This is a genomic window from Sphingomonas abietis (assembly GCF_027625475.1).
Classification (GTDB): Bacteria; Pseudomonadota; Alphaproteobacteria; order Sphingomonadales; family Sphingomonadaceae; genus Solisphingomonas; species Solisphingomonas abietis.
The window spans coordinates 982,458-1,007,786 of the sequence record NZ_CP115174.1; the positions used below are offsets into that span (position 1 = coordinate 982,458).

Genomic DNA, 25,329 nt, shown 5'->3' on the forward strand with positions numbered 1-25,329 from the left:
GCCCTGAACATCGAGGCAGAAGGCCTCTCTCCAAATCATAGGCTTTACCAGCACACTCGCCAACTGTTCCTGCATCGGGCCGGCGCCCGCATTCAACGGTCTGGCGCAGTGCGGTACTGCGGTTGATCTCGCGATTCGCACGGCCAGTCTCGGCCGGGAGATAGAAAATCCGCCGGGAAGATCAATCTTTACCCACGCGAATCCGCGGCTTTGCTCCAGTTTGTGACATGCCGCCGGGGGCTGTCACAGAGCCGTAACAGGGCTTACCTAGACGCGGTGCCAGCCGGAGGGGCAATCGCCGGCATTCGGAGACATGCATCATGTTCAAGACTTTCGTGGTAGCCGCCGGCATCGCCGGGCTGCTCGCTTCCGCTGCGTCTGCCGTCGATATTTCCGGCGCCGGCGCGACGTTCCCGGCTCCGGTTTATTCCAAGTGGGCCGAAACCTATAAGGCCACCACCGGCACCGGCCTGAACTATCAGGCGATCGGTTCGGGCGGCGGCATCAAGCAGATCAAGGCGAAGACCGTCGATTTCGGCGCGTCCGACAAGCCGCTGAAGCCGGAAGACCTGGCCGCTGCCGGCCTCTATCAGTTCCCGACCGTGGTGGGCGGCATCGTCCCCGTCGTGAACATCCCCGGCATCACCGCCGGCGAGATCAAGCTGACCGGCCCGATGCTGGCTGCCATCTTCTACGGCCAGATCACCAAGTGGGACGATCCCGTCATCGTCAAGAACAACCCCGGCGTGAAGCTGCCGTCGCTGCCGATCACCGTCGTGCATCGTTCGGACGGCTCGGGCACCACCTTTGGCTTCACCTCCTACCTCTCGATGAAGAGCGCGGGCTGGGCCTCCAAGGTCGGCGCGTCCGACTCCGTCAACTGGCCGACCGGCCTCGGCGGCAAGGGCAATGACGGCGTCGCGGCGTTCGTGAAGCAGACCCCGGGCTCGATCGGCTATGTCGAATATGCCTATGCCAAGCAGAACCACGCGGCCTATGTTCTCGTCCAGAACAAGAACAACAAGTATCCGCAGCCGGTCGCCGCGAGCTTCGGCGCCGCTGCCGCGGGTGCCAAGTGGGCCCAGGCTCCGGGCAACTACCTGCTCCTGCTCGATCAGCCGGGCGCCAACAGCTGGCCGATCACCAGCGCGACGTTCATCCTGGTCTACAAGAACCAGGACAATGCCGCTGCCGGCAACCAGGTCCTGAAGTTCTTCGATTGGGCCTACAAGAACGGCGATCCGGCGGCCGCGTCGCTCGATTATGTGCCGCTGCCGCTCAGCGTGAAGAACCTGATCCGCAAGCAGTGGATTGCGAACGTGACGTCCGGCGGCAAGCCGGTCTACACGGGTCAGTAATCTGACGCTAAAGTGACGATGATGGGGGTGCCTTTCGGGGCGCCCCCATCGACCTGTGACACCCATTTCGACAGGGCGGGGCATGACGGCCACGACGATGGATATCGATACCGATCCCCGCGACGCGAGGGGACAGGGCGCGCTGGGAGAGACGATCTTCCGCTGGCTGTGCCTGGGTGCGGCGACATTGCTGCTGGCGGCGCTGGCCGGCGTGGTGATCAGCCTCGCGATCGGCGGCTGGCCCGCCTTCCGCCAGTTCGGCCTCGGCTTCCTGACCTCGACCGACTGGAATCCGGTGACCGAGGTCTATGGTGCCGCCGGCCCGATCGTGGGCACGATCGTCACCTCGATCCTCTCGCTGGTCATCGCCCTGCCGCTGGCGCTCGGCGTGTCGGTGTTCCTGGTGGAATTCTGCCCGCGCAACATCGCCAAGCCGATCGCGGTCGCGGTCGAGCTGCTCGCCGGCATTCCCTCGATCGTCTACGGCATGTGGGGCCTGTTCGTGCTGGCGCCCTGGTTCGCGCTGCATGTCCAGCTGCCGATCATGACCAGCACCAGCCTTCCCGGCTGGGTGCAGGCGGTGTTCGCCGGCATTCCCAACGGCGCCAACATCTTCACCGCCTCGCTGATCCTGGCGATCATGATCCTGCCGTACATGGCGGCGGTGTTCCGCGAGCTGCTGCTCACCATTCCCTCGCAGGTCCGCGAAGCCGCCTACGGGCTCGGCTCGACCAGCTTCGAGGTGATCCGCAAGGTGATGCTGCCTTATGTGAAGCGCGGCACCGTCGGCGTCATCATGCTCGGCCTCGGCCGCGCATTGGGCGAGACGATGGCGGTGACCTTCATCATCGGCAATTCGCACGGTTTCCCGCATTCGCTGTTCGACAGCGGATCGACGATCGCCTCCACCATCGCCAACGAGTTCGCCGAGGCGACCAGCGACATGCACACCTCCGCGCTCATCGCGCTCGGCTTCGTGCTGTTCGTGCTGACCTTTGCGGTGCTCGCCGTCGCCCGTCTGCTGCTCGCCAGCGAAAAGCATTGAGGAGGGACTGATGGACCGCGCTCTCCGCCGCAAGATCACCAACAGCGTGTTCGTGGGCCTGTGTGGCTTCGCCACGCTGGTCGCCCTGGCCGCCCTCGTGCTCATCCTCTGGTCGCTCGTGATCAAGGGTGTCGGTGGGCTCGATTTCAAGATCTTCACGATGGACCAGCCGGCGCCCGGTTCGCCCGGCGGCCTGCGCAACGCGATCGTCGGATCGATCGTGATGTGCCTGATCGGCATGGTCTTCGCCGTCGTGATCGGCATCCTCGCCGGCACCTGGCTGGCCGAATATGGCGGCAAGACCCGCTATGGCCAGGTCGTCCGCTTCATGAACGACGTGCTGCTCTCGGCACCGTCGATCCTGGTCGGCCTGTTCGTCTACGAGCTGCTGGTGAAGCCGTTCCACGGCTTCTCGGGCCTCGCCGGCGGCGTCGCCCTGGCGATGCTGGCGGTGCCGATCGTCACCCGCACCACCGAGGACATGCTCACCCTCCAGCCCAACACGCTGCGCGAGGCCGGCATGGCGCTCGGTGCCGGCCGCGGCTTCGTGATCCGTTCGATCATCTGGAAGGCGGCGGGCGCCGGCCTGTTCACCGGCGGCCTGCTCGGCTTCGCCCGCATCTCGGGCGAGACCGCGCCGCTGCTCTTCACCGCGCTTGGCAACCAGTTCTTCAACGCCAACATCACCAAGCCGATGGCGAGCCTGCCGACCACGATTTTCCAGTTCGCCCTTTCGGCTTATGACGATTGGCAGCGCCTCGCCTGGGTGGGCGCGTTGCTGATCGCGGTCGCCGTCCTTGCCGTCAACACGATTGGGCGCCTTGTCGCCCGGGAGTCTCACCGCCCATGAACGACGTAGCCTCCGTCGCGGCCGTCGCGGCCCCCGTCGACGCACCGATCATGACCGTTCCGGCCACCGACAAACTGGTGCTCGAAGCGCGCAAGCTCGATTTCTTCTACGGCAAGAACCAGTCTCTCTGGGGCGTCGACCTGCCGGTCGAACGCAACAAGATCACCGCGCTGATCGGGCCTTCGGGCTGCGGCAAGTCGACCTTGCTGCGCGCGCTCAACCGGATCTATGATCTCTATCCGGGCCAGAATGCGACCGGCCGGATCCTGCTCGACGGCAAGGATATCCTCACCGATCGCGCCAGCGTCGCCCGCCTGAAGGCGCGCGACGGGGACGTCGCGATCGACCCGGCCGGGCTCGACACCTCGGCGCTGCGCGCGCGCATCGGCATGGTGTTCCAGAAGCCGACGCCGTTCCCGATGTCGATCTACGACAATGTCGCCTTCGGCGTGCGCCTCTATCAGAAGAAGTCCAAGGCCGAGATGGACGTGATCGTCGAGCGCTCGCTGCGCCGCGCCGCGTTGTGGGAAGAGGTCAAGGACAAGCTCGCCTCGTCCGGCCTCGGCCTGTCGGGCGGCCAGCAGCAGCGCCTGTGCGTCGCGCGCGGCATCGCCGTGGAGCCCGAAGTCCTGCTGCTCGACGAGCCGGCCTCGGCGCTCGATCCGGTCTCGACCGCCAAGCTCGAGGAGACGCTGATGGAGCTGCGCGACGATTTCTCGATCGTCATCGTCACGCACAATCTCCAGCAGGCGGCGCGTATCTCCGATCACACCGGCTTCATGTTCCTCGGCAAGATGATCGAGTTCCGCCCGACCGCGGAGCTGTTCGAGCGCCCGCAGAGCACCCGCACCCGCGACTATGTGACCGGCCGCTTCGGCTGATCTCCGCCTCGGGGGTGAACAAAAGCCCGGGGCGGCCGCATCGGATGCGGCCGCCCCGGGCTTTTTGTGTCTCGGAACCTCGGCCGGTTTATGCGGCGTCCGGCAGGCGGGTATCCGGTGGTGGTTCGACTTTGCGCTCAGCACTCGACCACGTTGACGGCGAGGCCGCCGAGGCTGGTTTCCTTATATTTGCTCTTCATGTCCTCGCCGGTCTGGCGCATCGTCTCGATCACCTGGTCGAGGCTGACGATGTGGCGGCCGTCGCCGTGCAGCGCCAGATAGGCGGCGTTGATCGCCTTGATCGCGCCCATCGTGTTGCGCTCGATGCAGGGAATCTGGACCAGGCCTCCAATCGGATCGCAGGTCAGCCCGAGATTATGCTCCATGCCGATCTCGGCGGCATTCTCGACCTGGCGGTTCGAGCCGCCGAGCGCGGCGGCCAGCCCCGCCGCCGCCATCGAGCAGGCGACGCCGACCTCGCCCTGGCAGCCCATCTCGGCGGCCGAGATCGAGGCGCGCTTCTTGTACAGGAAGCCGATCGCCGAGGCCGTGTAGAGCAGGCGCCGCGATCCGGCGGTGTCCGATCCGTGGACGAAGGTCTCGTAATATTTGAGCACGGCGGGGATCACGCCGGCCGCGCCGTTGGTGGGGGCGGTGACGACGCGGCCGCCGGCGGCATTCTCCTCGTTCACCGCGAGCGCGTAGAGGCTGACCCATTCGAAGACGAGGCCGGGGTCGGCGCGAGGGCCGCGTTCGAGCAGCCGCTCGCGCATCGCCCGCGCGCGACGCTGGACCTTCAGGCCACCGGGCAGTTCGCCGGTGCCATGGCAGCCGCGCTCGATCGATCCGAACATCGCGGCGCGCACCGACATCAGGAAGGCGTCGGTCTCCGCCTCGTCCCGCCACGCCGCCTCGTTGGCGCGCACGATATCGGCGATGCACAGCCCGGTGGCGTCGCCGATCGCCAGCAGTTCGGCGCCAGACCCGAACGGGTAGGGGATCTCGACATTGGCGCGGACGGGCTGCTCGCCCTCCATGCGGATCGCGCCGCCGCCGATCGAGTAATAACGCCTGACGATCCGGCTGCCATCGGCGAGCACCGCGGTGAAGGCCATGCCATTGGGATGGGCGGGCAGGAAGCTCTTGTGGAAGACCAGATCCTTGGCCTCGCAGAACGGCACCTCCGCGCCGCCGCCGAGCGGCAGGCGCTGCTGCGCCCGGATGCGCGCGACGAGCGCCGGCACCGCATCCGGATCGACGCCCTCGGGGGTCTCGCCGGCCAGGCCGAGGATCACCGCGCCATCGGTGCCATGGCCCCGGCCGGTCAGCGACAGCGATCCGTAGAGATCGCACTTGACCCGCACCGGCACGATGCCGTCCTCGACGAACTCCCGCGCGAAATCGAACGCCGCGCGCATCGGCCCGACGGTGTGCGAGGACGACGGGCCGATGCCGATCGTGAACAATTCGGCGACGCTGATCGCAAGGCCGTGGGCGGCGCTTTCCGGCGCGAGAAGGGGGCTGCTCTCCATGGCCGCGCTATGCCCGATCAGATGCCCGCATACCACTGATAGCCGACGACATCCTCCCAATAGCCCCCCTTGCCGCCGCCGATCCCGGCGAGGCTCGCCACCGCCTCGATGCGCATCACATATTTGGCCTGCTTGTAGCCGAGCTGGCGTTCGACGCGCAGCCGCAGCGGCGCACCGTGGCCGACAGCGAGGGGCTGCCCATTCATCGCCCAGGCGAGGATGGTCTGCGGGTGGAAGGCGTCGATCAGGTCGATCGATTCATAATAAGGCACGCCGCGCGATTCGTCGGCGCAGTGGAAGACGATGTAGCGGGCTGAGGATTTGAGCCCCGCCTGCTTGAGCAGCATGCCGAGCGGCAGCCCGGTCCACTGGCCGATCGCGCTCCAGCCCTCGACGCAATCATGGCGGGTGATCTGAGTGCGGCGCGGCGCCGCGCGGATCTGGTCGAGCGAGAGCGCCAGCGGGTTCGCCACCAGCCCGTCCACCGCCAGCCGCCAGTCGGCGAAATTGCTGGCGAGGTGGGCGGCATAGGCGTTGGTCGAGGGCATCGAGACGCCGTTGGTGCGGAAGAAAGGCGACATCTGCGACGCCGCATATTCGGGCGCCAGTGCAGCGCGATCCGCCACCACGCGCTGCGCAGCGAAGGTCGCCTTCTCGCCGACGCCGAGCAGGGTCTGCACGGTCGGCGAGGCGTTGATCTTGTCGCAGCCGGCAAGCAGCAGCCCGCCGGCGCCTGTCCCCAGCGAACCGATCAGCGTGCGGCGGGAGAGGCGGATGCTCATTCGCCCTTCTCCTTCGGCAGGCGGTAGCGGCCGGTGATCATCGAACGGATCTCGTTGATCGGCCCGGCCAGCACCACCATCACCAGGTGGACGAGGATGAACAGCGCCAGCCCGAACGCGCAGAGGAAGTGGATCGAGCGCGCCGACGGGCGGCCACCAAACAGATGGAGCAGCCATGGCCATGCCGCGTCCATCGCCGGCGACATGGTCAACCCGGTCAGCGCCACGCCCGGCAGCAGCACGAACAGCACCGTCAGATAAGCGAGCTTCTGGAGGATATTGTAGCGCCGCGCCGCCGCACCCGTGGGGAAGCGCAGGCGGACATGGCGGCCGATGTCGTGGAGCAGATGCGCGGGCTTCAGCTCCGCAGCGCTGGGCGCGAGATCGCGCTGGAAATGGCGGGCGGCGAACCCCCACGCCCCAAAGAGCAGCCCCGGCACCACCAGCAGCCAGGCGAAGGCGAAATGCCATTGGCGGGCGCTGGCGAGATCATAATGCGAAGGGATCGTCACCAGCGGCGGGAAGGCGACGATGCGGCCGCCGGCCTGGACCCCGAGCACGCCCGGCGTCGGGATCGTCCACGGGCCGACGCGCACGCGGCCCGGCAGGATGTCCAGCCAGCTATGATCGAAGTTCGCGCCATATTGTCCCCAATAGAGGTGCGGATGGGCGTTGAAGATCATCAGCCCGCTCATCAGCATCACGAATACGCTGAACGCGTTGGTCCCATGCCACAGCCGGGTGACGAGCCGGTGGCGCGCGACGATATCGCCGCCGCGCGCGCCGTCGGCGTCCGCAGGGGCGGCCGGCGGCGTGGCGTCCTCGTCTTGCGTCATCCATGCTCTCCTCGCGGGGGCTTTCGTGCCATTGAGCCGATCGGTTACACGGGCGCAACCTTACCGGTTTCCCGCGTATCCGCGACGGTTGCGACCCTTCCTTTCTCCCGCCTGTATCAGGAGTTTCATGACGACGCCCCAAATCCTGTCGTTCGCGCTGGTCGCTGGCGCGATCGCCACCTTCGCCTGGGGGCGCTTCCGCTACGATCTCGTCGCGCTTGTCGTGCTGCTGATCGGCATGACGGTCGGGGTGGTGCCGGTGAAGCAGGCGTTCACCGGCTTCACCAGCGACGTGGTGGTGATCATCGCCTCGGCGCTGGTCGTCTCGGCGGCGATCGCCAAGTCCGGCGTGATCGAAACCGCGCTGCGGCCTTTGCTTTCGCGGCTCCGGCATCTGAGCGTGCAGGTGCCGGTGATGGCGGCGGTCACGGCCTTGCTCTCGATCGTCACCAAGAATGTCGGCGCGCTGGCGATCCTGATGCCGACCGCGCTCAAGCTCGGGCGCACCGAAGGCAGCTCGGTCTCGGCGCTGCTGATGCCGATGAGCTTTATGTCGTTGCTCGGCGGGCTGGTGACGCTGGTCGGCACCTCGACCAACATCATCGTCAGCCAGGTGCGTCAGGATGCGCTCGGCAAGCCGTTCGGCATGTTCGATTTCGCCCCGGTCGGGCTGGGGCTGACCCTGCTCGGGCTGGTCGTGGTGAGCATCTGCTGGCGCTTGCTGCCCCGCGAGCGCAGCGGCGGGGGCGGGCTGGAGGAACTGGTCTCGACCGCCTCTTATTCCACCGAGGCGACGGTTCCCGACGAACTGCCCAAGGATTTCGCGACGATCGCCGATCTCAAGCTGATGGAGAATGGCGTCGAGCTGGTGGCGATCGAGCGCGCCGATGGCGAGCGGGTGTCGGCGAGCCCCGCCGCGCCGCTCAGGCCCGGCGAGGTGCTGCTGCTGGAGGGCGACGACGATGCGCTCGCCGAACTGTTCGGTCGCACGCCGCTGAAGCCCGCGCGGCACGAGGCGGCGATCGAGAAGGCCGTGCCGAACGAGGAGGTGCGCTCGCTCGAGGCGGTGATCCAGCCGGAATCGAGTCTGATCGGCAGTTCCGCCCAGCGCGCGCGGCTCCAGGAGCGCTACGGGGTCAAGCTGCTCGCGGTCGGCCGATCCAGCCAGCGCATCACGAAGCGGCTGCGCGACGTGACGCTGCGCGCCGGCGACGTGCTGCTGCTCCAGGCCGGCGAGAAGGGCCTGGGGGATTTCGTCGGGCAGGCGGGGCTGCTGCCGCTGGCCGAACGCAGCGTGAAGCTCGGCAATCGCCGCCAGCGCTTCGGCCCGATCGCGATCCTGGCGGTGGCGATCATCCTGGTGGCGTGCAACATCATCTCGGTGGCGGCCGGCTTCTTCGGCGCGGCGGTGCTGATCGTGGTGCTCGGCGCGCTGTCGATGCGCGAGGCCTATGGCGCGCTGGAGCCGGAGGTGCTGGTGCTGATCGGCGCTCTGACCCCGATCAGCGAAGCGGTCCAGCACAGCGGCGGCACCGATCTGATCGCGCACGGGCTGGCGACGCTGCTGACCGGCGCGCCGCCGATGCTGGTGCTCGGCACGCTGATGGTGACGGCGATGCTCTGCTCGCCCTTCCTCCACAATGCGCCGACCGTGCTGGTGCTGGGGCCGATCGCGGTGGCGGTCGCCAGGCAGCTCGGCCTCAACCCGGACCCGTTCCTGATGGCGGTGGCGACGGGCGCGGGCTGCGATTTCCTCACCCCGGTGGGGCACCAGTGCAACACGCTGGTGATGGGGCCGGGCGGCTACCGCTTCTGGGACTATGCGCGGCTGGGCGCGCCGCTCTCGATCATGGTGATTCTGGTCGGCACGCCGTTGATCGCCCTGTTCTGGCCGTTGGCGGCGCACTGATCCGAGCTTGTCGAAAGGGCGAGCTTGCCCCCAAGAGGGGCGGGGGATTCCCAGGAGCGGGTCCGGACGGAGAAGACGTGGCAAGATCGAAGACTTCCGGGGCGATCGCTCCGCCCATCCTGGTTGCCCTGCTGCTGGCGGTCGCCTGTTTCGGGCTGTTCTGGCCCGGCGTCGCCTGCTTCGATGCGACCGGGCAGTTCGCGCAGGCGGTCACCAACCATTTCGACGATTGGCACCCGCCGATCATGGCGCAGCTGTGGTCGTGGTTCCTCCGCATGGGGGCGTGGGGAACGGGGCCGATGTTGCTTGTCCAGCTCGGCCTCTACTGGCTGGGATTGGGATTGCTCGCCGTGGCGCTGCACCGCGCGGGCGCGCCGAAGGCGGGCTGGGCGGCGCTGCTGATCGGGTTGCTGCCGCCGATGATCGACTGGCTGGTGGTGATCGACAAGGATGCGCAACTGATCGGCGCGACGGTGGCGGCGACCGGTCTGCTCGCGCGGTTTCGGCTGACGCGGCGGCCGACGCCCTGGTGGGCGGTGGTGCTGATCGTCGTGCTGCTCGGCTATGCGGTGCTGCTGCGCGCCAATTCGGTGTTCGCGATCGCGCCGCTGGCGCTGGCCTGGGCGGGATGGTTCGGGTTGAAGCGCTGGTGGGCGCGTGCGGTGCTGCTGCTCGCCGCCACCGGATTGGTGCTGGGCGCGTCGGGGCCGATCAACCATGGCCTGCTCGGCGCCGATCGATCGGGCGTGCAATATACGCTGCCGCTGTTCGATCTGGCCGGCATCGCGACCCGCGCGCCGCTCGATCCGATGCCCGGCCTGTCGCGGCAGGATTGGGCACGGGCGCAGCGGCTGCATTGCTACACGCCGTTCTTCTGGGATCCCTTCGCCGATTATGCGCGCTGCGGCCCGATGGCCGACGCGATGCTGGCCGACGACAATGGCCCGCCGCCGGTCTATCGCCACTGGGTCTCGGCGGTGGTCGCCCATCCGCTGGCCTATCTCGAACACCGCCTCGCGCATCTGAACGCGACGCTGCGCATCCGGGTGCCGGTGGACGAGCACAGCAATGCGGCGCCGGCGAAGACGCCCCCCAATCTCTACAATGTCGGCGGCGGCGAGACGATGGCGACCGACACGATGCGCGCGGTGACGATGGCCGTGGACGAGACGCCGGCCGGATCGCCGGCGGTGTGGCTGATACTGGCCGCGCTGCTCGGCTGGACGCTGCTCGGCACGCCGGACCAGCCGGCCCGGGCGTTCGGGCTTCCGCTGATCCTCTCGGCGCTGCTGATGACGGCCAGTTTCGCGGTGGTGAGCATCGCCTCCGATCTGCGCTACCATCTCTGGCTGTTCACCGCGACGGCGCTGGCCGCCGTGCTTCTCGGCAGCTGCCGGGGGGTGCCGAAGGGGCGGCTGATGGTGACGCTGGCGGTGATGGCCGGCGTCTGCCTGCTGTCGGTGGTGTTGCGGGCCGGGGCGCCGCCGCTCGGTTATTGAGCGGGCGGCGGGACCGATAGCCGTGGCCGGCATCGGCACGGCGCGTCCATGTCGGAAATGTGACGCTTTGGGCTTTCCGTTTCGCCCCGGGCGGCGTAGTGGACGAATCAGCCTTGCTTCACTATATCGAGCGGTATGAAAAACACTGAGACCGCCGTTGCCACGCGTGGCAGGCCGCGCGAGTTCGATGCCGCAGAGGCATTGGCGGCGGCGCTCCGCGTGTTCTGGACACGCGGATATGAGGGCGCTTCGCTCACCGAACTGACCGAGGCGATGGGCATCACGCGGCCCAGCCTCTATGCCTGCTTCGGCAACAAGGAGGCGCTGTTCCGCAAGGCGCTCGATCTCTACGAGACCGAGAAGCTCGCCTTCATGAACACGGCGCTCGAGGCGCCGACCGCCCGCGGCGTCGCCGACCGGCTGCTGCGCGGGGCGCTCGCCAACCAGATGAGCGCCTGCGATCCCAAGGGCTGCCTGGGCGTCATCTCCAGCGTCGCCTGCGGCGCCGAAGCGGAAGGCATCAAGGCCGAGGTGGTGGCGCGCCGCGTTTCGTCCACCGCGGCCCTGGTCCAGCGTTTCGAGCGGGCCAAGCAGGAAGGCGATCTGCCGGCGGAACTCGAGCCGGAGGCGCTGACCCATTATCTGATTGCGCTGCTCCAGGGGCTTTCCGTGCAGGCCGGGGCGGGGATGAGTTGTGCCGATCTGGGCCGTATGGTCGATACCGCGCTGGTCGTCTGGCCAGGCCGCTAGAAAAAAGTCTACCGATCGGTACGGAAAGTGGTTGACGTTTTCGGCGTCGGTTCTTTATATACTGCTCAGTAGTAAAGGGGTTGCCATCGGCGGCCGCTGAGAGGGGGCAAGGCTCCCGATCACATGCTTGATCATCCGGGATCGATGACGGACGGGGCTCTGGCCCGCCGGTCGGTTCTGTTCGTCCGAAGGGAATACCCATGGCCTATCTCGATACCCGTGAGGGTTTCGCCGGTGCAGCGCCGGTTTTCGCATCCTCCATCCCGGCCGTGTTCGAGCGGCAGGAATGGGAAATCATCGTGCTCGCCCGGCATGACGGTCTGGCGAGCCTGCAGGAGCCGGGCCGGCTGGCCCGCGCCATGGCCTGGCTGTTCGGCGGCACCATCGATCGCCGTCTGGCGAGCCCCCGGCTGGAGGCGTTGCGCCGCCTGGCGGTGCTGGCGTGGCACCATGGCTATCAGGCGCCGGTGTCGGCGATGAAGGCGTTCAAGGCGGAGGGCTTCTCCGCCGATCAGCTGGAATTGCTGCTCGCCAGCGTGGCCACCAGCCGCAGCCAGCTCGCGAGCCGCTGAGCAGGCTTACCCCCTGATCTGCGCGGCGCGCGCCAGCACGCGCCGCGCGAGGTGCGACAGGCTGTCGAGCTGATCCTGGCTGGGCAGGGGGCGGGGCTCCCGATCGATCACGCACAGCGCGCCGAGCGGCTGGCCATTTTCCGCCGCCAGCGGGGCGCCGGCATAGAAGCGGATCTCGGGGCCGGACAGGACAAGCGGGTTTCCCGCGAAGCGCGGATCGGCGTGGGTGTCGCCGACCTGGAAGACATGGTCGCCATCGACCATGGCATGCGCGCAAAAGGATGCGGCGCGAGGCGTCTCGGAGGTGCCGAGCCCGATTTCAACCGGGAAATACTGGCGGTCATGATCCACGATCGAGATCGCCGCCATCGGCGTGGCGAACAGCTCTGCCGCCTCACGCAGGATGGAGGCCAGAACCGGATCGCCGGCAGCGTCGAGAAAGCCGGACTGGTCGACGGCGCGCTGGCGGTCATCCTCGTCCGCGGGACGATTGGCGGGTGTATAATAGAGCGTCATGCCGCGTCCGCCATCGGGGCCTTGCCGGCGCGCCGACCGGAAATCGGCGTCGGTGATTCCTGATAGGCCGGCTGGAGATCGAGGCGGGCGACGCGGAGCGCGTTCTTGCCCGAGCGCTTGACCTCGTACATCAGGCCGTCCGCCGCCTCGACCAGCGCTTCCGCCGATCGGATCGAGCGGCTTTCCACCACCATCGCACCCATGCTGCAGGTGACGGCATAGCCGGTCTCGCGGAGGATCTGGCTCATCCGATGGTGCAGCCGTTCGGCCGCGACATCGCCCTGGTAGCAGGTCGGGACCGTCATCAGCGCCACGAACTCGTCGCCGCCGACCCGTGCGAACAGATCATGCGCGCGGATCGCCTGGCTGGCCTGCTCGGCGAAGGTGGAGAGCAATCTGTCACCGGCGGCATGGCCGAAATCGTCGTTCACGCGCTTGAAGCCGTCGAGGTCGAAATAGGCCATCAGCAGGGCATCGCCACGGCGCTGGGCCTGGCTGATCTGGGCCGCGAGCCGGTGCTGGAAGGCGGCCTTGTTGAGCACCCCGGTCAACGCATCGGTGGCGGCGCTCCACCGGGCCTGATCGAGCGAGCGGCGCAATCCGCTGGCCAGCGCGACCAGGACCGTCATCGATATCGCACGACCGACCATGTTCCAGGCCAGCGCCGCCGCGGTGATGGTGGACGCCGGGCCGTTGACGCTATGCACCGCAAGCTGGACGAGCACCGAGATCGCCCCCACCGCCAGCCCCACCCGCTCGCCGATGCACCAGGAGCCGAAGCAGGCGATGGCGAGATAGAAAGCGACCAGGCTGAACTGCGGGCCGGTCGAGAAATCGAGGACGATGGTGGCCGCCATCGCGATCACCAGCAGCGCCCATGCCCGCGACCGCGGCAGGCGCATCGACGCCTCCGCCATCGCGGCGAAAAGGGACGATAATTTCGAGGCGGTAGGCGGTTGCCGCAACACAGGCTTCTCCGAAACAGGATCGGAGGATTAATCTCGATTTATTACCCGGACATTGAGAATCGGGCTGGTTTTTAGAGTTTTGCGGTGATCGGCGGCACGGGCGCCGGTGCGGGCGGCACGCAGATGCCGACCCAGCGGGCATCGGTCAGCGTCGCGAGTCGACCGGGCGTCAATCGCACCGAGGATGTGCGCGATCCGGCAGCCGGATAGACCTCGGCGAAATCACGCAGCGACACGTCGCAATAAATGGGGAGGGGCGTGGCCAGCCCGAACGGGCAAACGCCGCCGATCGGATGGCCGGTCACGGCCTCGACCTCCTCGGCGCCCAGCATCCGCGAGCGGCCTCCGAAGACGGCCTTGGTCTTCTGGTTGTCGAGCCGGGCGTCGCCGCGCGCGACGATCAGGATCACTTCGTTGTTGATCCTGATCGACAGCGTCTTGGCGATCTGGCCCGGCTCGACCCCCAGTGCCAGCGCCGCCTCGGAAACCGTGGCGGTGCTGGCACCCTGGTCTATGATCGCGATATCCGGCGCGTGTTCCGCGAGGAAGGCGCGAACGGATTCGAGACTCAACGGATCAGCCGTTCAGCTTGTCCTTCACCGCCTTGGCAGGCGAGAAGCCGAGCTTGCGGGAAGCGGCGATGGTCATCGCGGCGCCGGTGGCCGGGTTGCGACCCTCGCGTGCGGGGCTGTCCTTCACCTTGAACTTGCCGAAGCCGCTGATCGAGACTTCGGTGCCGGCGGCAGCCGCATCGGTGATGGCGGCGAAAACGGCGTCGACGACCTTGCGGGCGTCTGCCTTCGACAGGTCGTGGCCGGCAGCAATCTGCTCGGCGAGCTCGGAATTGTTCATGGAACTCGTCTCCTCCTTAACGAAGCCGATGCACATAGACGGGGAAATCCGCCAAGGTCCAGTGTCTCCGGCGTTTTTGGGCGAAATCAGGGCAGAAGGACCGTCGCGCCCGTCGTGGCGCGGAATTCCAGCGCGCGATGGGCATCGGCGGCGTCGGCCAGCGCGAAGGTCTGGCCGATCGGGATCGTCACCGCGCCACCGGCGATCGCGTCGAACAGCTTGCCGGCGAGATCGCGGCGTTCGGCGGCGTTGCCGGCATAATCGGCGAGCGTCGGGCGGGTGACGAAGACGGAGCCGGCCTTGGACAGCGACAGCACGTCGATCGGCGCGACGGCACCGCTGGCATTGCCGTAGGTGACGAGCAGGCCGCGCCGCGCGAGAGACTGCAACGAGGCATCCCAGCTGGCCTTGCCGACCCCATCCAGCGCCACCGCGACCCCCTGGCCGCCGGTGATCGCGCGCACCTCGGTGGCGAGCGCATCCAACGGGCAGGAGAGGGCGTGGTGCGCACCGAGCTGCCGCGCCTGCTCGGCCTTGGCTGGCGATCCGGCATGGGCGATCACGGTGACATCCAATGCCTTCAGCCACTGGACGAGGATCGAGCCGACCCCGCCGGCGGCGGCATGGACGAGCACGGTCTGCCCGGCTTCGATCCGCGCGCAGGGGCCGATCAGATAGGCGGCGGTCATGCCCTTGAGCATCGCGGCGGCGGCGGTGCGATCGTCGATCGTGTCGGGCAGCGGCACCAGCAGGTCTGCGGCCAGCGTCCGCACCGTCGCATAGGCGCCGGGCGCGCCGCCGGCGTAAGCGACGCGATCGCCGACTGCCAGCCCCTCCACGCCGTCGCCGACGGCCTCGATCGTGCCGGCCGCCTCGCTGCCGAGCCCGGTTGGCAGGTCGAGCGTGTAGAGGCCGCTGCGATGATAGGTGTCGATGAAGTTCAGCCCGATCGCCGATTGCCGCACCCGGACCTGGCCGGTGCCGGGATCGACCGGGCTGATCGCCTCGCGCTCGATCGCCTCGGGGCCGCCGGTCTGGCGGATGATCATGCGGAAATCGGACATGCTGCTTCCTTATCGAGGGGGGTCAGGCGGGGATCGCCCCGGCCGACAGGATTTCGAGCGCATCGGCCTTGCCGCCGAACGCCAGCTGTTCGCCGGGATAGGCCCCGATCATGGCGCGGGCGAGCGGGGCGGAGAAGGCGATGCGGCCGGCATGGGGCTCGGCCTCGTCGTCGCCGACGATATCGATCTGCTTGGTCTGGCCGTTGAGGGTGAAGGCGACGCGCGATCCGAACGCGATCTCGTCGTCGGCCGGCGGCGATACCGGCTGGGCGGTCGCCTGCCGGGTTCGCCAGTAGCGCAGGGTGCGCAGATGCTGCTCGCGATCGGCTTCGGCCAGCGCGGCGGTATCGGCGGCTTCCAGCTCCGCGACCTTCGCCTCGATCAGGGCGAGGCCGCGCGCGGTCACCAGATTGGGGCCGGCGGGCAGCGGCAGCTCGAACTTCGGTTCCTTATGTTCCTCATCGCCATCGCGGCGAAACGCTACGCTCACGTCTTCTCTCCCGGTCAATCGGCCAACATGGGAGAAGTCGGATCGTTCCGCCAGTGCGCCGACGTCGCCGGCGCTCGGCAATGCGGCGCATGTCCCGCACGTGTTGCGTGATGCGCCCGCCCGCATAAATCGCTAGAGGCGGTGACGAACAGCCGGGAGCGTTGCGTGAGCAAGGCGAATACGCATTTTCATTCGATCCATACCCATGGCCTCGTGCGGGTTGCGGCGGCGACGCCGATCGCGACGGCGGGCGATCCCGCTGCCAATGCGCAGGCCGCGCTGGCCCTGGCGCGCGAGGCGGATGCGGCGCAGGTCGATCTCGTCGTCTATCCCGAACTCAACCTGTCCTCCTATGCGGTGGACGACCTCCATCTGCAGGACGGGTTCCGCGCCGCCACCGAGCAGGCGATCGCGACGGTGGTGGCGGGCAGCGCCGGGTTGAAGCCAGTGCTGGTGCTGGGCGCGCCGCTCCACCGTAACGGCCGGCTCTACAACACCGCGATCGTCGTCGCGCGCGGCAAGGTGCTGGGCGTGGTGCCCAAGAGCTTCCTGCCCAATTATCGCGAATATTATGAGAAGCGCTGGTTCGCGTCGGGCGCCGGATTGACCGGGCTGACGATGGAGGTGGCGGGCCAGACCGTGCCGTTCGGCACCGACCTGATCTTCGCCGCCGCCGACCTCCCCGACCTGATCTTCGGGGTGGAGATTTGCGAGGATTATTGGGCGCCGACGCCGCCCTCCACCCAAGCCGCGCTCGCCGGGGCGCTGATCCTGTGCAACCTCTCGGCCTCCAACATCGTGATCGGCAAGGCGCGCGAGCGCGCGCTGCTCGCCGCCGCCCATTCGGCGCGGACCTGCGCGGCCTATGTCTTCGCCGCCGCCGGGCCGGGCGAGAGCACCACCGATCTCAGCTGGGACGGGCAGGCCTTCGTCCACGAGCTGGGCGACGAGCTGGCGTCCTCCACGCGCTTTGCGTCGGTGGCGGAACTGACCATCGCCGATGTCGATGTCGGCCGGCTGCGGGCCGAACGGATGCGCTTCGGCACCTTCAACGACGCCGCCGTCGCGGCCGGCCATCCCGAGACGCGCTATCGCCGGGTGACGTTCGATCATCGGCCGTCCTTCGCCGATATCGGCCTGCACCGCGCCGTCGCCCGCTTCCCGTTCGTGCCCGACGATCCCGCCCGGCTCGACGAGGATTGCTTCGAGGCGTTCAACATCCAGGTCGAGGGGCTGGCGAAGCGCGTCGCCGCCTCGGGCGCCAAGCGGCTGGTGATCGGCGTCTCGGGCGGGCTCGATTCGACCCATGCGCTGATCGTCGCGGCCAAGGCGTTCGATCGGCTCGGCCGTTCGCGCGCCGACATCCTCGGCTTCACCATGCCCGGCTTCGCCACCGGCACCGACACCAAGGCCAATGCCTGGGCGTTGATGGACGCACTCGGCATCAGCGGCGCCGAGATCGACATCCGCCCCGCCGCGACCCGGATGCTGGAGGACATGGACCATCCCTTCGCCGGGGGCGCGCCGGTCTACGACATCACCTTCGAGAATGTGCAGGCCGGCTTGCGCACCGACTATCTGTTCCGCCTCGCCAATCAGCGCGAGGGGATCGTGGTCGGCACCGGCGACCTGTCCGAGCTGGCGCTGGGCTGGTGTACCTATGGCGTCGGCGACCAGATGAGCCATTATGCGGTCAATGCCGGGGTGCCCAAGACGCTGATCCAGTTCCTGATCCGCTGGTGCATCCAGACCGGCCAGTTCGATGCCGCCACCGACGACGTGCTGGCCCGCATCCTCGCCACCGAAATCTCGCCTGAGCTGGTGCCGGCGGGGGCGGATGGCGCGATCCAGTCGACCGAAGCGAAGATCGGGCCTTATGCGCTCAACGATTTCTTCCTCCATTATGTCGTGCGCTGGGGGATGGACCCGGCCAAGATCGCCTGGCTGGCATTGGCGGCGTGGGGCGATGCCGAGGCCGGCGACTGGCCGCCCGGCGTGCCCGCGGCGCAGCGCGTGGCCTACGATCTGCCGACGATCCGGCACTGGCTCGGGCTGTTCCTGCGCCGCTTCTTCCAGACCAGCCAGTTCAAGCGCTCGGCGATCCCCAACGGCCCCAAGGTCTCGACCGCGGGCGCGCTGAGCCCGCGCGGCGACTGGCGGGCCCCGTCCGACGGCACCGCGGCGCCCTGGCTGGCGGCGCTGGAGCGGGTGCCCGGAAAACCCAGTGAGTAATTCGGAACTGGGCGTTCTGCTCGTCGCGATTTTCTGCGGCTACGCCCTGTTCGAATATGCGCTCGCCCGGCTGATTGTCCTCGCCTTCCGGCGCGCACGGCAGGAGATTATGAGGCAATATTGGAAGGCCAACGGCAGGGGAAAGCCTTAGGGCCGATCGGCATACAAGCCTCGCCCGTATTTTGGCCGTTCGTCCTGAGCTTGTCGAAGGACGTGCCGCAGGTGCCGCCCTGGAAGCACGCACTTCGACAAGCTCAGTGCGAACGGATTCAGCGCAAGGCTCGCAGCTTTAGCGCTTCGTCAGCGCGTCCGGCTTGTGCGCGGCCTGCTTGCCCTCGTCGGTCTCGACCAGCAGCTGCGGGTCGTCCTTGCTCGCCGCGACGGTGTGGCCCTTGATCGAGGTGCGCCTCGTCAGCGTCTTCACGACCTTGCCCTCGGCGGTGCCGCCATGGGATTTCCAGCTCACCTTGTCGCCTGCCTTGGGGTCGGCCATGTCGATCTCCTGTCCTGTCCCAAGGAACGGGCGGGCCGGGGCGGCGTTCCCGCGCCAGCGGAGGCACCATGCACGACACCCAGGACTATCTGATCTTCGGCCCCGACGATGTCGACCTGACCCGCTCGCCGCTGCGCCGGTCGATCGGGGAGCCGACCTTCGTGCTCGGCGCGTTCAACCCGGCGCTGACCCGGCTGCCATCGGGCAACCTGCTGCTGATGGTGCGGGTGGCGGAGGCGCTGTCGGAGCCGGTGCGGGGCGATCATGTCCATGCGATCCGCTGGACCCCGGACGGCTATGTCCTCGATCCGCACCCGCTCGCCTCGGTCGACATGGCCGATCCGCGCTTCTTCCTGGTGCGCGGCGGCGGCTATCCGCAGATGGCGCTGACCTCGCTCTCGTGGCTGCTGCCGGTCGAGCTGGCACCCGATGGGCGCCGCATCGTTGCCGTCCATTACGAGCGCGCGATCGAGCCGCGCGCCGCCTATCAGGATTATGGCCTCGAAGACCCCCGCATCTCGGTGATCGACGGGCGCTACCACATGACCGTCTGCTCCTGCTCGGCCGAGCGGCACGGCACCTCGCTCTACACCTCCGACGACGGCGTGGACTGGCGGCTGGAAGGCCTCGTCCTCGATCACCAGAATAAGGACATGCTGCTGTTCGAGGGGCGGATCGGCGGTCAGGTCTGGGCGCTGACCCGGCCGCTCGGCGAGCTCTATTTCGCCTATCCGGCCACATCGGATCATGCCGGCGGGCCGGTGATCCATCTCGCCTCCTCGCCGGACGGGCTGCACTGGAAGCCCTGCGACCGCCCCGGCGTGCGGGCGCGGCGCGGCTCCAGCTCGGCGATGAAGGTCGGCGGCGGCACCCCCCCGATCCTCACCGACGCCGGCTGGCTGATGCTCTACCATGGCGTCGAGCCGCGCGAGAAGGTCGGCGTCTATCGCACCTTCTGGGCGCTGCTTGATCGCGACGACCCGGCGACGATCCTGCGCATGGAAGACGAGTCGCCGCTGATCGAGGCGGACCCCGCGCTCACCGCACCGATCGCCGACCGGCTCTATCTGCCGACCCCGGTGGTGTTCACCACCGGCATCGTGGATGCGGGCGATGCCTATATCGTGGCGAGCGGGGAGGCCGATCTGGCGTGCCGGATCAGCCATGTCCCGAAGTCGCGCTTCGCCTGAAGCGGCGATCCCGTCCCGCTGCGGGACGGAGGGGCTGGCAGGCTGCGAGAAAGGCGCAGCCGAAAAGTAAACGAAACGTTAAGCCGTGATCATGTCACAGGCATCCCGCGCGCTTTCCCGCCGCACGCTTTCCGCCCCATCGCTGTCGGCGACGCTGGTTCGCCGCCGCAGGCCGCTGCGGCTGGCACCGCCGGCCGCTTATGCGACGATGCCGGCCCTTCCTGCGATCCCCGTCGACGATGCGCCGCGCTGGACGAACTGGCGGGAGGACGTGCGCTTCTTCCTCGCCTGCTATGCCGCCGGCTTCGCCTTCTTCCTGATCATGTTGAGCTGAGCGCCGGCTCCGTACAGGCCCGGTGCAGCCGCCATGCGATGATCGCGGCGGCCAGGCTGCCGAGCGCGGTGACGATCAGCGTATCGGCGACGTTCACGCCGCAGCGGACCATCCCGGCGAACAGCAGCGCGCCGACCACCATCGCCCCCGAATTGACGATATTGTTGGCCGCCACGGTGCGCGCGGTGTGGAGCTTGTCCACCGTCGTCGTCAGGAAGGCGTAGAGCGGCACCACGAACATCCCGCCGAACATCGCGACGCCGAACAGATCGGCGAGGATATGGCGGGCGCTGTGGAGCGCGATGAAGCCCCTCCAGCCGACCATCTCGTCCGGCGCTTCCCAGTGGCTGGCGACATGGTGGAGATCGAGCAGGCACAGCCCCATCAGGATGGCGGCGGCGGGCGCGTAGCGGGCCGAGACGGTGCCGCACAGCAGCCGGTTGATCGCGATCGCGCCGACGCCGACCCCGATCGAGAAGACCGACAGGAACAGCGTGGCGACCTGCTGATCGGCGCCCAGCACATTCTTGACCAGCGGCACGAACAGGGTGCCGAGGATCGCCGCCTGCATCCAGAAGCAGCTGGTCGCCGCCACCGCCAGCATCAGCCGGGGGACGTGCAGCGTTTCCGACACCAGCCGGATCGACGAGCGGATGACGTGGAAATCGATGCTGTGATCCTCGACCACCGGCGGAGCGGGGGGCACCTGGCTGCCGGCGATGCGGCCGAGCAGCGCGACCGCCAGCACCGTCGCGGCGGTGGCGGCGGGCGGGATGATGCCGCCGACGAGGATGCCGAGCAGCACCCCGCCATAGGTGCCGGCCTCGACCAGCCCGGTGCCGCCGAGCACCTCGTCCTTGTGGAGATGCTGGGGCAGCAGCGCATATTTGATCGGGCCGAAGAAGGTGGAATGCACCCCCATCGCGAACAGCGCGCTGAGCAGCAGCGGAATGGATTCGAGCATCAGCCCGGCCGCGCCGACCAGCATGATGACGATCTCGCAGCTCTTCACTAGCCGGATGATCCCCGCCTTGTCGCGGGTGTCGGCGACCTGCCCGGCGAGCGCCGAGAACAGGAAGAAGGGCAGGATGAACAGCGCGTTGGCGGCGGCATTGAAGGCGGCTTCGCGGCTATCGTCCGAAAAGATGCGATAGGTGACCAGCATCACCATCGACGTCTTGAACAGATTGTCGTTGAAGGCGCCCAGGAACTGGGTGGTGAAGAGCGGCAGGAAACGCCTGCGCGTAAGAAGCCTCAAGGACAGCTGCATATCGGAACGCGGAACCCGTTTTTCCCTCAAGGTGGAGGCGACATAGCGCAGGCGGACGCCCGCGACAAATCCTACCATGGCCGAAGTCTCGGGATGGCCGATGGAGAAGGATGGCGCGGGGTGCAAAGCGGTGGTTCAAACCGGCATCGGGTTGGGCTAGGCTGCGCGGCGATGCTATCCCTTCCCAACATCCTCACCCTCTCCCGTATCTTCGCGGTGCCGATCCTGGTCGGGCTGCTGTGGCATCCGGGGGCGATCGGCTATGTGCTGGCCTTCCTGCTCTACGCGATCGCCGGGATCACCGATTATTTCGACGGCTATCTGGCGCGAGCGCAGGGGACGGTCTCGAAGCTCGGCGTCTTCCTCGATCCGATCGCGGACAAGATCATGGTCGCGGCGGTGATCGTCATGCTGATCTCGACCGAGCGGGTGATCGGCCCGCATCCGGTGGTGTCCGGCTGGAACGTGATCGCGGCGCTGGTGATCCTGCTGCGCGAGATCGCGGTGTCGGGGCTGCGCGAGTTCCTGGCGCAATTGTCGGTCTCGGTGCCGGTCAGCCGGCTCGCCAAGTGGAAGACGACCTTCCAGATGGGCGCGCTCGGCCTGCTGATCCTGGCGGGCGCGCTGCCGGCCTGGCCGTGGGTGCATCTGTTCGGGATCGTCGGCCTGTGGCTGGCGGCGGCGCTGACCGTGATCACCGGCTGGGATTATCTGCGCGTCGGCCTGCGGCACATGGATTGAGGAGGGCGGGATCGATGGCCGTCCAGCTCCTCTATTTCGCCTGGGTGCGCGAGGCGATCGGCCGCGATGGCGAGCGGGTCGAGCTGCCGGGGGACATCACCGACGTCGCCGGGCTGATCGGCTGGCTGGCGATGCGCGGCGGCGGCTACGCCACCGCCTTCGCCGAGCCGCAGCGGCTGCGCTGCGCGATCGACCAGAATTTCGCCGGCTTGGCGACGCCGATCGCCGGCGCGCGCGAGATCGCGATCTTCCCGCCGGTGACGGGCGGATGAGGCGCGCCCCATGAGCGTGCGGGTGGCGGCGCAGGAGGCCGATTTCGATATCGCCGCCGAACTCGCCCGGCTCGAACGGCTCGGCGGCGGCGGTGTGGCGAGCTTCACCGGCGTGGTGCGCGGCAACGACGATGGCGATGGCAATGGCGATGGCGATGACGGGGCCGCGCTGACCGCGCTCCGCCTCGAAGCCTATCCGGGCATGACCCAGCGCGCGCTGGAGGCGATCGCGGCTGAGGCCGCCTCGCGCTGGTCGCTGGCCGGGCTGACCCTGATCCATCGCTTCGGCACGCTCGGCATCGGCGACCGCATCGTGCTGGTCGCCACGGCGGCGCGGCACCGTGGCGCGGCGCTGGAGGCCTGCGCCTTCCTGATCGACTGGGCGAAGACGAAGGCGCCGCTGTGGAAGCAGGAGATCTTCGCCGACGGCACGACGCGATGGATCGACGCGCGCGCGTCCGACGATCTGGCGGCCGCCGCATGGGACGCCAGCGCGGAGCATGGCAAGCCCTGAGCGGGATGGCGGGGTGGCGTTGCGATCTATGGCCCTGGTCCCGCCATGCGGTCTTTCCGTTCTCCTGCGCAGGCAGGAGCCCAGGGTTTCAGGCGAAGCCGCTCTCCAGCTGGGCTCCTGCTTCCGCAGGAGCACGGCGGCCTGGTCTATTTTGCGGGGTCTATTTTGCGGGGTTTCCGATCGAGGCCCCTGATCCGCCGCTACGCCGCCGTCCTGAGCGCGTCGGCGAGCAGCTGGAATTCCTTGGCCCGTGGGCTGCCCTTGCGCCAGGCCAGCGCGATCCGGCGGCTCGGCTTGTCGGCATCGAGCGGGCGGGTCTGGACGCCGGTGCCGTTGAGGATGCCCGCCTCGATCGCCATCTCCGGGAGCAGCGTGACGCCCAAGCCATTGTCGACCATCTGCACCAGCGTGTGCAGCGAGGTGCCGAGCATCGCCGCCTCGGCGCCGAGTTCCGGCCGGGCGCAGGCGGCCAGCGCATGGTCCTTCAGGCAATGGCCGTCTTCGAGCAGCAGCAGGCTGTGCTCGTCGATCTCGTCGGCGGTGACCAGAGCGGCGAAGCTGCCCTGCTGCGATTCCGGGAAGGCGAAGAATAATTTGTCGTCGAACAGGTCCGCCGATTCGATGTCGCCGCAGCGATAGGGCAGCGCCAGCAGCACGCAGTCGAGCCGGCCGCGCGCCAGCGAATCGCAGGCGGCGGCGGTGACCTCCTCGCGCAGATACAGCTTCAGGTCCGGCCATTCGGCGCGCAGGCGGGGCAGCAGGCGGGGCAGCAGGAACGGGGCGATGGTGGGGATCACGCCCATCCGCAACTCGCCGGACAGCGGCTTGCCGGCGGCGCGCGCGAGATCGGTCAGCACCTCCGCCTCGGACAGCACGCGGCGCGCCTGGGCGGCGATCTGCTCGCCGACGGGGGTGAAGCGCACCACCCGCCGGGTGCGCTCGACCAGGGTCAGCCCGATCAGCGATTCCAGTTCGCGCAAGCCGGCCGACAACGTCGACTGGGTGACGAAGCAGGCTTCGGCGGCATTGCCGAAATGGCCATGCTCCTGCAGCGCCACCAGATATTGGAGCTGCTTGAGGGTGGGAAGGTAAGTGCTCATCGAGCGAGTTTTCCGATCATGGGCGCTGAAATAATCGATCCGCCTACTGAAAGGAAGTCGGCGCTTGGCGGTGGCGGTGGCGGTGGCGGTGGCCGTGGCGGTGGTGGTGGCGGACGGCGTGGAAAAGCCCGTCGTCATGGCCCCTCTCGCAATCCTGGCCGGACAGCCCTAAATGGTTCGCTGGACTCAAGGGGAGTTTTGCAATGCCCGGCCGCCTGCTGGCCTATCTGGATTCGATCAAGGCGCGCGATCCCGCGCCGCGATCGCGTTGGGAAATCCTGACCTATCCGGGCGTCTGGGCGCTCGGCTACCATCGCATCGCGCATCGCCTGTTCCGGGCGCGGCTGTTCTTCCTCGCGCGGCTGGTCAACCACTGGTCGCGGATGTGGACCGCGATCGACATCCATCCGGGCGCCACCATCGGCCGCAATTTCTTCATCGACCATGGCTTCTCGGTGATCGGCGAGACGTCGCTGATCGGCGACGACGTGACGATCTACCAGAATGTCACGCTGGGCGGCACCAACCCGGTCAACGGCGTCGCCGGCAAGCGCCACCCGACGTTGCGCGACGGATCGGTGGTCGGCTCGGGCGCGCAGGTGCTCGGCCCGATCGAAGTCGGCGAGGGCGCCAAGATCGGCGCCAATGCGGTGGTGACGCGCGACGTGCCGGCCGGCGCGACGATGGTCGGCATCCCCGCCAAGCCGACGCTGGTCGATGCCTCCGAGACCCAGCGCTTCATGCCCTATGGCACGCCCTGCGGCGAGCAGTTCGACCCCTCCGCCCAGAAGCTGGAGATGATGCGCTGCGAGATCGAGCGGCTCGCCAAGCGGATCGAGGAGCTGATCCGCGAGCGCGACGATGCCCGATCCCGGCTGACCGGCATCGCGCCCGATCGGGAGAGCGCGTGAGCGCGGTCGTCACGCCGTTTCCGGCCGCCTCCGGGCGGGCCCAGCAGGTCGGCTTCGAACGGATCGAGCTGATGCGCATCCTCGATCTCTACGGCCGGATGGTCGCGGCGGGGCACTGGAAGGATTATGCGATCGATCTCGGCCGGGAGGCGGCGACCTTCTCGGCCTTCCGCCGCACCGCCGAGCGGCCCGAATTTCGCATCGTGAAACGGCCGGCGCTGCGCAACCGGCAGGGCATGTGGGCGCTGGTCGGCGAGCATGGCGCGGTGCTCAAGCGCGGGCATGAGCTCGGCCCGGTGCTGGCGCCGGTCGAACGCCGGCTGCTCCGGCTGGTCGAGGAATAGGGCGAGGGAAGTGCTCCTGCGAAG

The 25,329-nt window shown here is 68.1% G+C and carries 29 protein-coding genes; 17 read left to right on the forward strand and 12 right to left on the reverse strand.

What is annotated here, in order from left to right:
- The first annotated feature begins 320 nt into the window (after window positions 1-320).
- The 4 genes from pstS to PBT88_RS04670 all read left to right on the forward strand — a co-directional run bounded on the left by pstS (window position 321) and on the right by PBT88_RS04670 (window position 4,134).
- A complete protein-coding gene (gene pstS / locus PBT88_RS04655) occupies window positions 321-1,358 on the forward strand; it encodes a phosphate ABC transporter substrate-binding protein PstS (protein WP_270078057.1) in 1,038 nt (345 codons plus the stop codon).
- 82 nt (window positions 1,359-1,440) lie between these two features.
- Window positions 1,441-2,403, forward strand: a complete 963-nt coding sequence (gene pstC / locus PBT88_RS04660) for a phosphate ABC transporter permease subunit PstC (RefSeq protein ID WP_270078058.1) — start codon at window positions 1,441-1,443, stop codon at window positions 2,401-2,403.
- A 10-nt stretch (window positions 2,404-2,413) separates the two neighbouring features.
- On the forward strand, window positions 2,414-3,253 hold the full coding sequence (pstA, locus tag PBT88_RS04665; protein ID WP_270078059.1) for a phosphate ABC transporter permease PstA: 840 nt from the start codon (window positions 2,414-2,416) through the stop codon (window positions 3,251-3,253).
- Window positions 3,254-3,303: 50 nt separating this feature from the next.
- Window positions 3,304-4,134 (forward strand): phosphate ABC transporter ATP-binding protein, encoded by an 831-nt coding sequence (locus PBT88_RS04670; protein ID WP_270079179.1) that lies wholly within the window; start codon window positions 3,304-3,306, stop codon window positions 4,132-4,134.
- Window positions 4,135-4,271: 137 nt separating this feature from the next.
- Here the strand turns inward: PBT88_RS04670 and PBT88_RS04675 are convergent, their stop codons facing one another.
- The 3 genes from PBT88_RS04675 to PBT88_RS04685 are packed head-to-tail and all read right to left on the reverse strand — an operon-like array spanning window position 4,272 to window position 7,284.
- Window positions 4,272-5,666, reverse strand: coding sequence for an L-serine ammonia-lyase (locus PBT88_RS04675; protein ID WP_270078060.1), 1,395 nt, complete (start codon window positions 5,664-5,666; stop codon window positions 4,272-4,274).
- A 17-nt stretch (window positions 5,667-5,683) separates the two neighbouring features.
- Window positions 5,684-6,448, reverse strand: a complete 765-nt coding sequence (locus PBT88_RS04680) for a molybdopterin-dependent oxidoreductase (protein WP_270078061.1) — start codon at window positions 6,446-6,448, stop codon at window positions 5,684-5,686.
- The gene (locus tag PBT88_RS04685; RefSeq protein WP_270078062.1) at window positions 6,445-7,284 is read right to left on the reverse strand and encodes a cytochrome b/b6 domain-containing protein; all 840 of its coding nucleotides are present in this window, start codon (window positions 7,282-7,284) and stop codon (window positions 6,445-6,447) included. Before PBT88_RS04685 ends, PBT88_RS04680 begins: the two co-directional genes overlap by 4 nt.
- Before the next feature lie 127 nt (window positions 7,285-7,411).
- On the opposite strand from PBT88_RS04685, the gene PBT88_RS04690 reads away from it, so the two are divergent.
- The 4 genes from PBT88_RS04690 (at window position 7,412) to PBT88_RS04705 (ending at window position 12,014) form a co-directional block, all read left to right on the forward strand.
- Window positions 7,412-9,193, forward strand: coding sequence for an SLC13 family permease (locus PBT88_RS04690; RefSeq protein ID WP_270078063.1), 1,782 nt, complete (start codon window positions 7,412-7,414; stop codon window positions 9,191-9,193).
- 77 nt (window positions 9,194-9,270) lie between these two features.
- A complete protein-coding gene (locus PBT88_RS04695) occupies window positions 9,271-10,692 on the forward strand; it encodes a hypothetical protein (protein ID WP_270078064.1) in 1,422 nt (473 codons plus the stop codon).
- Between the two features lie 135 nt (window positions 10,693-10,827).
- Complete coding sequence (locus tag PBT88_RS04700; protein ID WP_270078065.1) at window positions 10,828-11,442, forward strand: TetR/AcrR family transcriptional regulator; 615 nt, start codon at window positions 10,828-10,830, stop codon at window positions 11,440-11,442.
- A 200-nt stretch (window positions 11,443-11,642) separates the two neighbouring features.
- Window positions 11,643-12,014: a hypothetical protein gene (locus PBT88_RS04705; protein ID WP_270078066.1), complete on the forward strand. Its 372-nt coding sequence runs from the start codon at window positions 11,643-11,645 to the stop codon at window positions 12,012-12,014.
- 6 nt (window positions 12,015-12,020) lie between these two features.
- Here PBT88_RS04705 and PBT88_RS04710 read toward each other — a convergent pair whose 3' ends face one another.
- From PBT88_RS04710 to PBT88_RS04735, 6 genes are all read right to left on the reverse strand, one after another.
- A complete protein-coding gene (locus tag PBT88_RS04710) occupies window positions 12,021-12,530 on the reverse strand; it encodes a GAF domain-containing protein (RefSeq protein WP_270078067.1) in 510 nt (169 codons plus the stop codon).
- Window positions 12,527-13,432, reverse strand: coding sequence for a GGDEF domain-containing protein (locus tag PBT88_RS04715; protein WP_270078068.1), 906 nt, complete (start codon window positions 13,430-13,432; stop codon window positions 12,527-12,529). The genes PBT88_RS04710 and PBT88_RS04715 overlap by 4 nt, the downstream gene beginning before the upstream one ends.
- Before the next feature lie 137 nt (window positions 13,433-13,569).
- Complete coding sequence (locus tag PBT88_RS04720) at window positions 13,570-14,070, reverse strand: YbaK/EbsC family protein (RefSeq protein WP_270078069.1); 501 nt, start codon at window positions 14,068-14,070, stop codon at window positions 13,570-13,572.
- Between the two features lie 4 nt (window positions 14,071-14,074).
- Window positions 14,075-14,350, reverse strand: a complete 276-nt coding sequence (locus PBT88_RS04725; protein WP_270078070.1) for an HU family DNA-binding protein — start codon at window positions 14,348-14,350, stop codon at window positions 14,075-14,077.
- A gap of 86 nt (window positions 14,351-14,436) precedes the next feature.
- Window positions 14,437-15,414, reverse strand: coding sequence for a quinone oxidoreductase family protein (locus tag PBT88_RS04730; protein WP_270078071.1), 978 nt, complete (start codon window positions 15,412-15,414; stop codon window positions 14,437-14,439).
- A 22-nt stretch (window positions 15,415-15,436) separates the two neighbouring features.
- Window positions 15,437-15,904: a GreA/GreB family elongation factor gene (locus tag PBT88_RS04735; RefSeq protein ID WP_270078072.1), complete on the reverse strand. Its 468-nt coding sequence runs from the start codon at window positions 15,902-15,904 to the stop codon at window positions 15,437-15,439.
- A gap of 165 nt (window positions 15,905-16,069) precedes the next feature.
- Between PBT88_RS04735 and PBT88_RS04740 the strand changes: the two genes are divergently transcribed.
- Both PBT88_RS04740 and PBT88_RS04745 read left to right on the forward strand, forming a co-directional pair.
- Window positions 16,070-18,136 (forward strand): NAD(+) synthase, encoded by a 2,067-nt coding sequence (locus PBT88_RS04740; RefSeq protein WP_270078073.1) that lies wholly within the window; start codon window positions 16,070-16,072, stop codon window positions 18,134-18,136.
- A complete protein-coding gene (locus tag PBT88_RS04745; RefSeq protein ID WP_270078074.1) occupies window positions 18,129-18,287 on the forward strand; it encodes a hypothetical protein in 159 nt (52 codons plus the stop codon). Before PBT88_RS04740 ends, PBT88_RS04745 begins: the two co-directional genes overlap by 8 nt.
- Window positions 18,288-18,425: 138 nt before the next feature.
- Here PBT88_RS04745 and PBT88_RS04750 read toward each other — a convergent pair whose 3' ends face one another.
- Window positions 18,426-18,629, reverse strand: coding sequence for a hypervirulence associated TUDOR domain-containing protein (locus PBT88_RS04750; protein ID WP_270078075.1), 204 nt, complete (start codon window positions 18,627-18,629; stop codon window positions 18,426-18,428).
- A 68-nt stretch (window positions 18,630-18,697) separates the two neighbouring features.
- Here PBT88_RS04750 and PBT88_RS04755 point away from each other — a divergent pair, with 68 nt between their 5' ends.
- Together PBT88_RS04755 and PBT88_RS04760 are read left to right on the forward strand one after the other, a co-directional pair.
- Window positions 18,698-19,819: a glycoside hydrolase family 130 protein gene (locus tag PBT88_RS04755; RefSeq protein WP_270078076.1), complete on the forward strand. Its 1,122-nt coding sequence runs from the start codon at window positions 18,698-18,700 to the stop codon at window positions 19,817-19,819.
- A 91-nt stretch (window positions 19,820-19,910) separates the two neighbouring features.
- Entirely contained in the window at window positions 19,911-20,153 is a 243-nt protein-coding gene (locus tag PBT88_RS04760) for a hypothetical protein (RefSeq protein ID WP_270078077.1), read from the forward strand.
- Here the strand turns inward: PBT88_RS04760 and PBT88_RS04765 are convergent.
- On the reverse strand, window positions 20,140-21,423 hold the full coding sequence (locus tag PBT88_RS04765) for an MFS transporter (protein WP_270079180.1): 1,284 nt from the start codon (window positions 21,421-21,423) through the stop codon (window positions 20,140-20,142). The two genes, PBT88_RS04760 and PBT88_RS04765, sit on opposite strands and share 14 nt — an antisense overlap.
- A gap of 171 nt (window positions 21,424-21,594) precedes the next feature.
- On the opposite strand from PBT88_RS04765, the gene pgsA reads away from it, so the two are divergent.
- From pgsA to PBT88_RS04780, 3 genes are read left to right on the forward strand one after another with little or no spacing between them, the layout of a single operon-like run.
- Window positions 21,595-22,164, forward strand: coding sequence for a CDP-diacylglycerol--glycerol-3-phosphate 3-phosphatidyltransferase (gene pgsA / locus PBT88_RS04770; protein WP_270078078.1), 570 nt, complete (start codon window positions 21,595-21,597; stop codon window positions 22,162-22,164).
- Between the two features lie 14 nt (window positions 22,165-22,178).
- Window positions 22,179-22,436 (forward strand): molybdopterin converting factor subunit 1, encoded by a 258-nt coding sequence (moaD, locus tag PBT88_RS04775; RefSeq protein ID WP_270078079.1) that lies wholly within the window; start codon window positions 22,179-22,181, stop codon window positions 22,434-22,436.
- Between the two features lie 10 nt (window positions 22,437-22,446).
- On the forward strand, window positions 22,447-22,950 hold the full coding sequence (locus PBT88_RS04780) for a molybdenum cofactor biosynthesis protein MoaE (protein WP_270078080.1): 504 nt from the start codon (window positions 22,447-22,449) through the stop codon (window positions 22,948-22,950).
- A gap of 200 nt (window positions 22,951-23,150) precedes the next feature.
- Here PBT88_RS04780 and PBT88_RS04785 read toward each other — a convergent pair whose 3' ends face one another.
- Complete coding sequence (locus tag PBT88_RS04785) at window positions 23,151-24,050, reverse strand: LysR substrate-binding domain-containing protein (RefSeq protein ID WP_270079181.1); 900 nt, start codon at window positions 24,048-24,050, stop codon at window positions 23,151-23,153.
- 203 nt (window positions 24,051-24,253) lie between these two features.
- On the opposite strand from PBT88_RS04785, the gene epsC reads away from it, so the two are divergent.
- Window positions 24,254-24,961, forward strand: coding sequence for a serine O-acetyltransferase EpsC (epsC, locus tag PBT88_RS04790; protein WP_270078081.1), 708 nt, complete (start codon window positions 24,254-24,256; stop codon window positions 24,959-24,961).
- Window positions 24,958-25,305 carry a DUF2794 domain-containing protein gene (locus PBT88_RS04795; protein WP_270078082.1) on the forward strand — a complete coding sequence of 116 codons (348 nt, stop codon included), beginning with the start codon at window positions 24,958-24,960 and terminating at the stop codon, window positions 25,303-25,305. Before epsC ends, PBT88_RS04795 begins: the two co-directional genes overlap by 4 nt.
- Window positions 25,306-25,329: the final 24 nt, after the last annotated feature.

Excerpts from the sequence above, each read along its gene's own strand:
- pstS (WP_270078057.1), top strand. The coding sequence starts at position 321 with ATGTTCAAGACTTTCGTGGTAGCCGCCGGCATCGCCGGGCTGCTCGCT.
- pstC (WP_270078058.1), top strand. The coding sequence starts at position 1,441 with ATGACGGCCACGACGATGGATATCGATACCGATCCCCGCGACGCGAGG.
- pstA (WP_270078059.1), top strand. The coding sequence starts at position 2,414 with ATGGACCGCGCTCTCCGCCGCAAGATCACCAACAGCGTGTTCGTGGGC.
- PBT88_RS04670 (WP_270079179.1), top strand. The coding sequence starts at position 3,304 with ATGACCGTTCCGGCCACCGACAAACTGGTGCTCGAAGCGCGCAAGCTC.
- PBT88_RS04675 (WP_270078060.1), bottom strand. The coding sequence starts at position 5,666 with ATGGAGAGCAGCCCCCTTCTCGCGCCGGAAAGCGCCGCCCACGGCCTT.
- PBT88_RS04680 (WP_270078061.1), bottom strand. The coding sequence starts at position 6,448 with ATGAGCATCCGCCTCTCCCGCCGCACGCTGATCGGTTCGCTGGGGACA.
- PBT88_RS04685 (WP_270078062.1), bottom strand. The coding sequence starts at position 7,284 with ATGACGCAAGACGAGGACGCCACGCCGCCGGCCGCCCCTGCGGACGCC.
- PBT88_RS04690 (WP_270078063.1), top strand. The coding sequence starts at position 7,412 with ATGACGACGCCCCAAATCCTGTCGTTCGCGCTGGTCGCTGGCGCGATC.
- PBT88_RS04700 (WP_270078065.1), top strand. The coding sequence starts at position 10,828 with ATGAAAAACACTGAGACCGCCGTTGCCACGCGTGGCAGGCCGCGCGAG.
- PBT88_RS04705 (WP_270078066.1), top strand. The coding sequence starts at position 11,643 with ATGGCCTATCTCGATACCCGTGAGGGTTTCGCCGGTGCAGCGCCGGTT.
- PBT88_RS04710 (WP_270078067.1), bottom strand. The coding sequence starts at position 12,530 with ATGACGCTCTATTATACACCCGCCAATCGTCCCGCGGACGAGGATGAC.
- PBT88_RS04715 (WP_270078068.1), bottom strand. The coding sequence starts at position 13,432 with ATGCGCCTGCCGCGGTCGCGGGCATGGGCGCTGCTGGTGATCGCGATG.
- PBT88_RS04725 (WP_270078070.1), bottom strand. The coding sequence starts at position 14,350 with ATGAACAATTCCGAGCTCGCCGAGCAGATTGCTGCCGGCCACGACCTG.
- PBT88_RS04730 (WP_270078071.1), bottom strand. The coding sequence starts at position 15,414 with ATGTCCGATTTCCGCATGATCATCCGCCAGACCGGCGGCCCCGAGGCG.
- PBT88_RS04750 (WP_270078075.1), bottom strand. The coding sequence starts at position 18,629 with ATGGCCGACCCCAAGGCAGGCGACAAGGTGAGCTGGAAATCCCATGGC.
- PBT88_RS04755 (WP_270078076.1), top strand. The coding sequence starts at position 18,698 with ATGCACGACACCCAGGACTATCTGATCTTCGGCCCCGACGATGTCGAC.
- PBT88_RS04760 (WP_270078077.1), top strand. The coding sequence starts at position 19,911 with ATGTCACAGGCATCCCGCGCGCTTTCCCGCCGCACGCTTTCCGCCCCA.
- PBT88_RS04765 (WP_270079180.1), bottom strand. The coding sequence starts at position 21,423 with ATGCAGCTGTCCTTGAGGCTTCTTACGCGCAGGCGTTTCCTGCCGCTC.
- pgsA (WP_270078078.1), top strand. The coding sequence starts at position 21,595 with ATGCTATCCCTTCCCAACATCCTCACCCTCTCCCGTATCTTCGCGGTG.
- moaD (WP_270078079.1), top strand. The coding sequence starts at position 22,179 with ATGGCCGTCCAGCTCCTCTATTTCGCCTGGGTGCGCGAGGCGATCGGC.
- PBT88_RS04780 (WP_270078080.1), top strand. The coding sequence starts at position 22,447 with ATGAGCGTGCGGGTGGCGGCGCAGGAGGCCGATTTCGATATCGCCGCC.
- PBT88_RS04785 (WP_270079181.1), bottom strand. The coding sequence starts at position 24,050 with ATGAGCACTTACCTTCCCACCCTCAAGCAGCTCCAATATCTGGTGGCG.
- epsC (WP_270078081.1), top strand. The coding sequence starts at position 24,254 with ATGCCCGGCCGCCTGCTGGCCTATCTGGATTCGATCAAGGCGCGCGAT.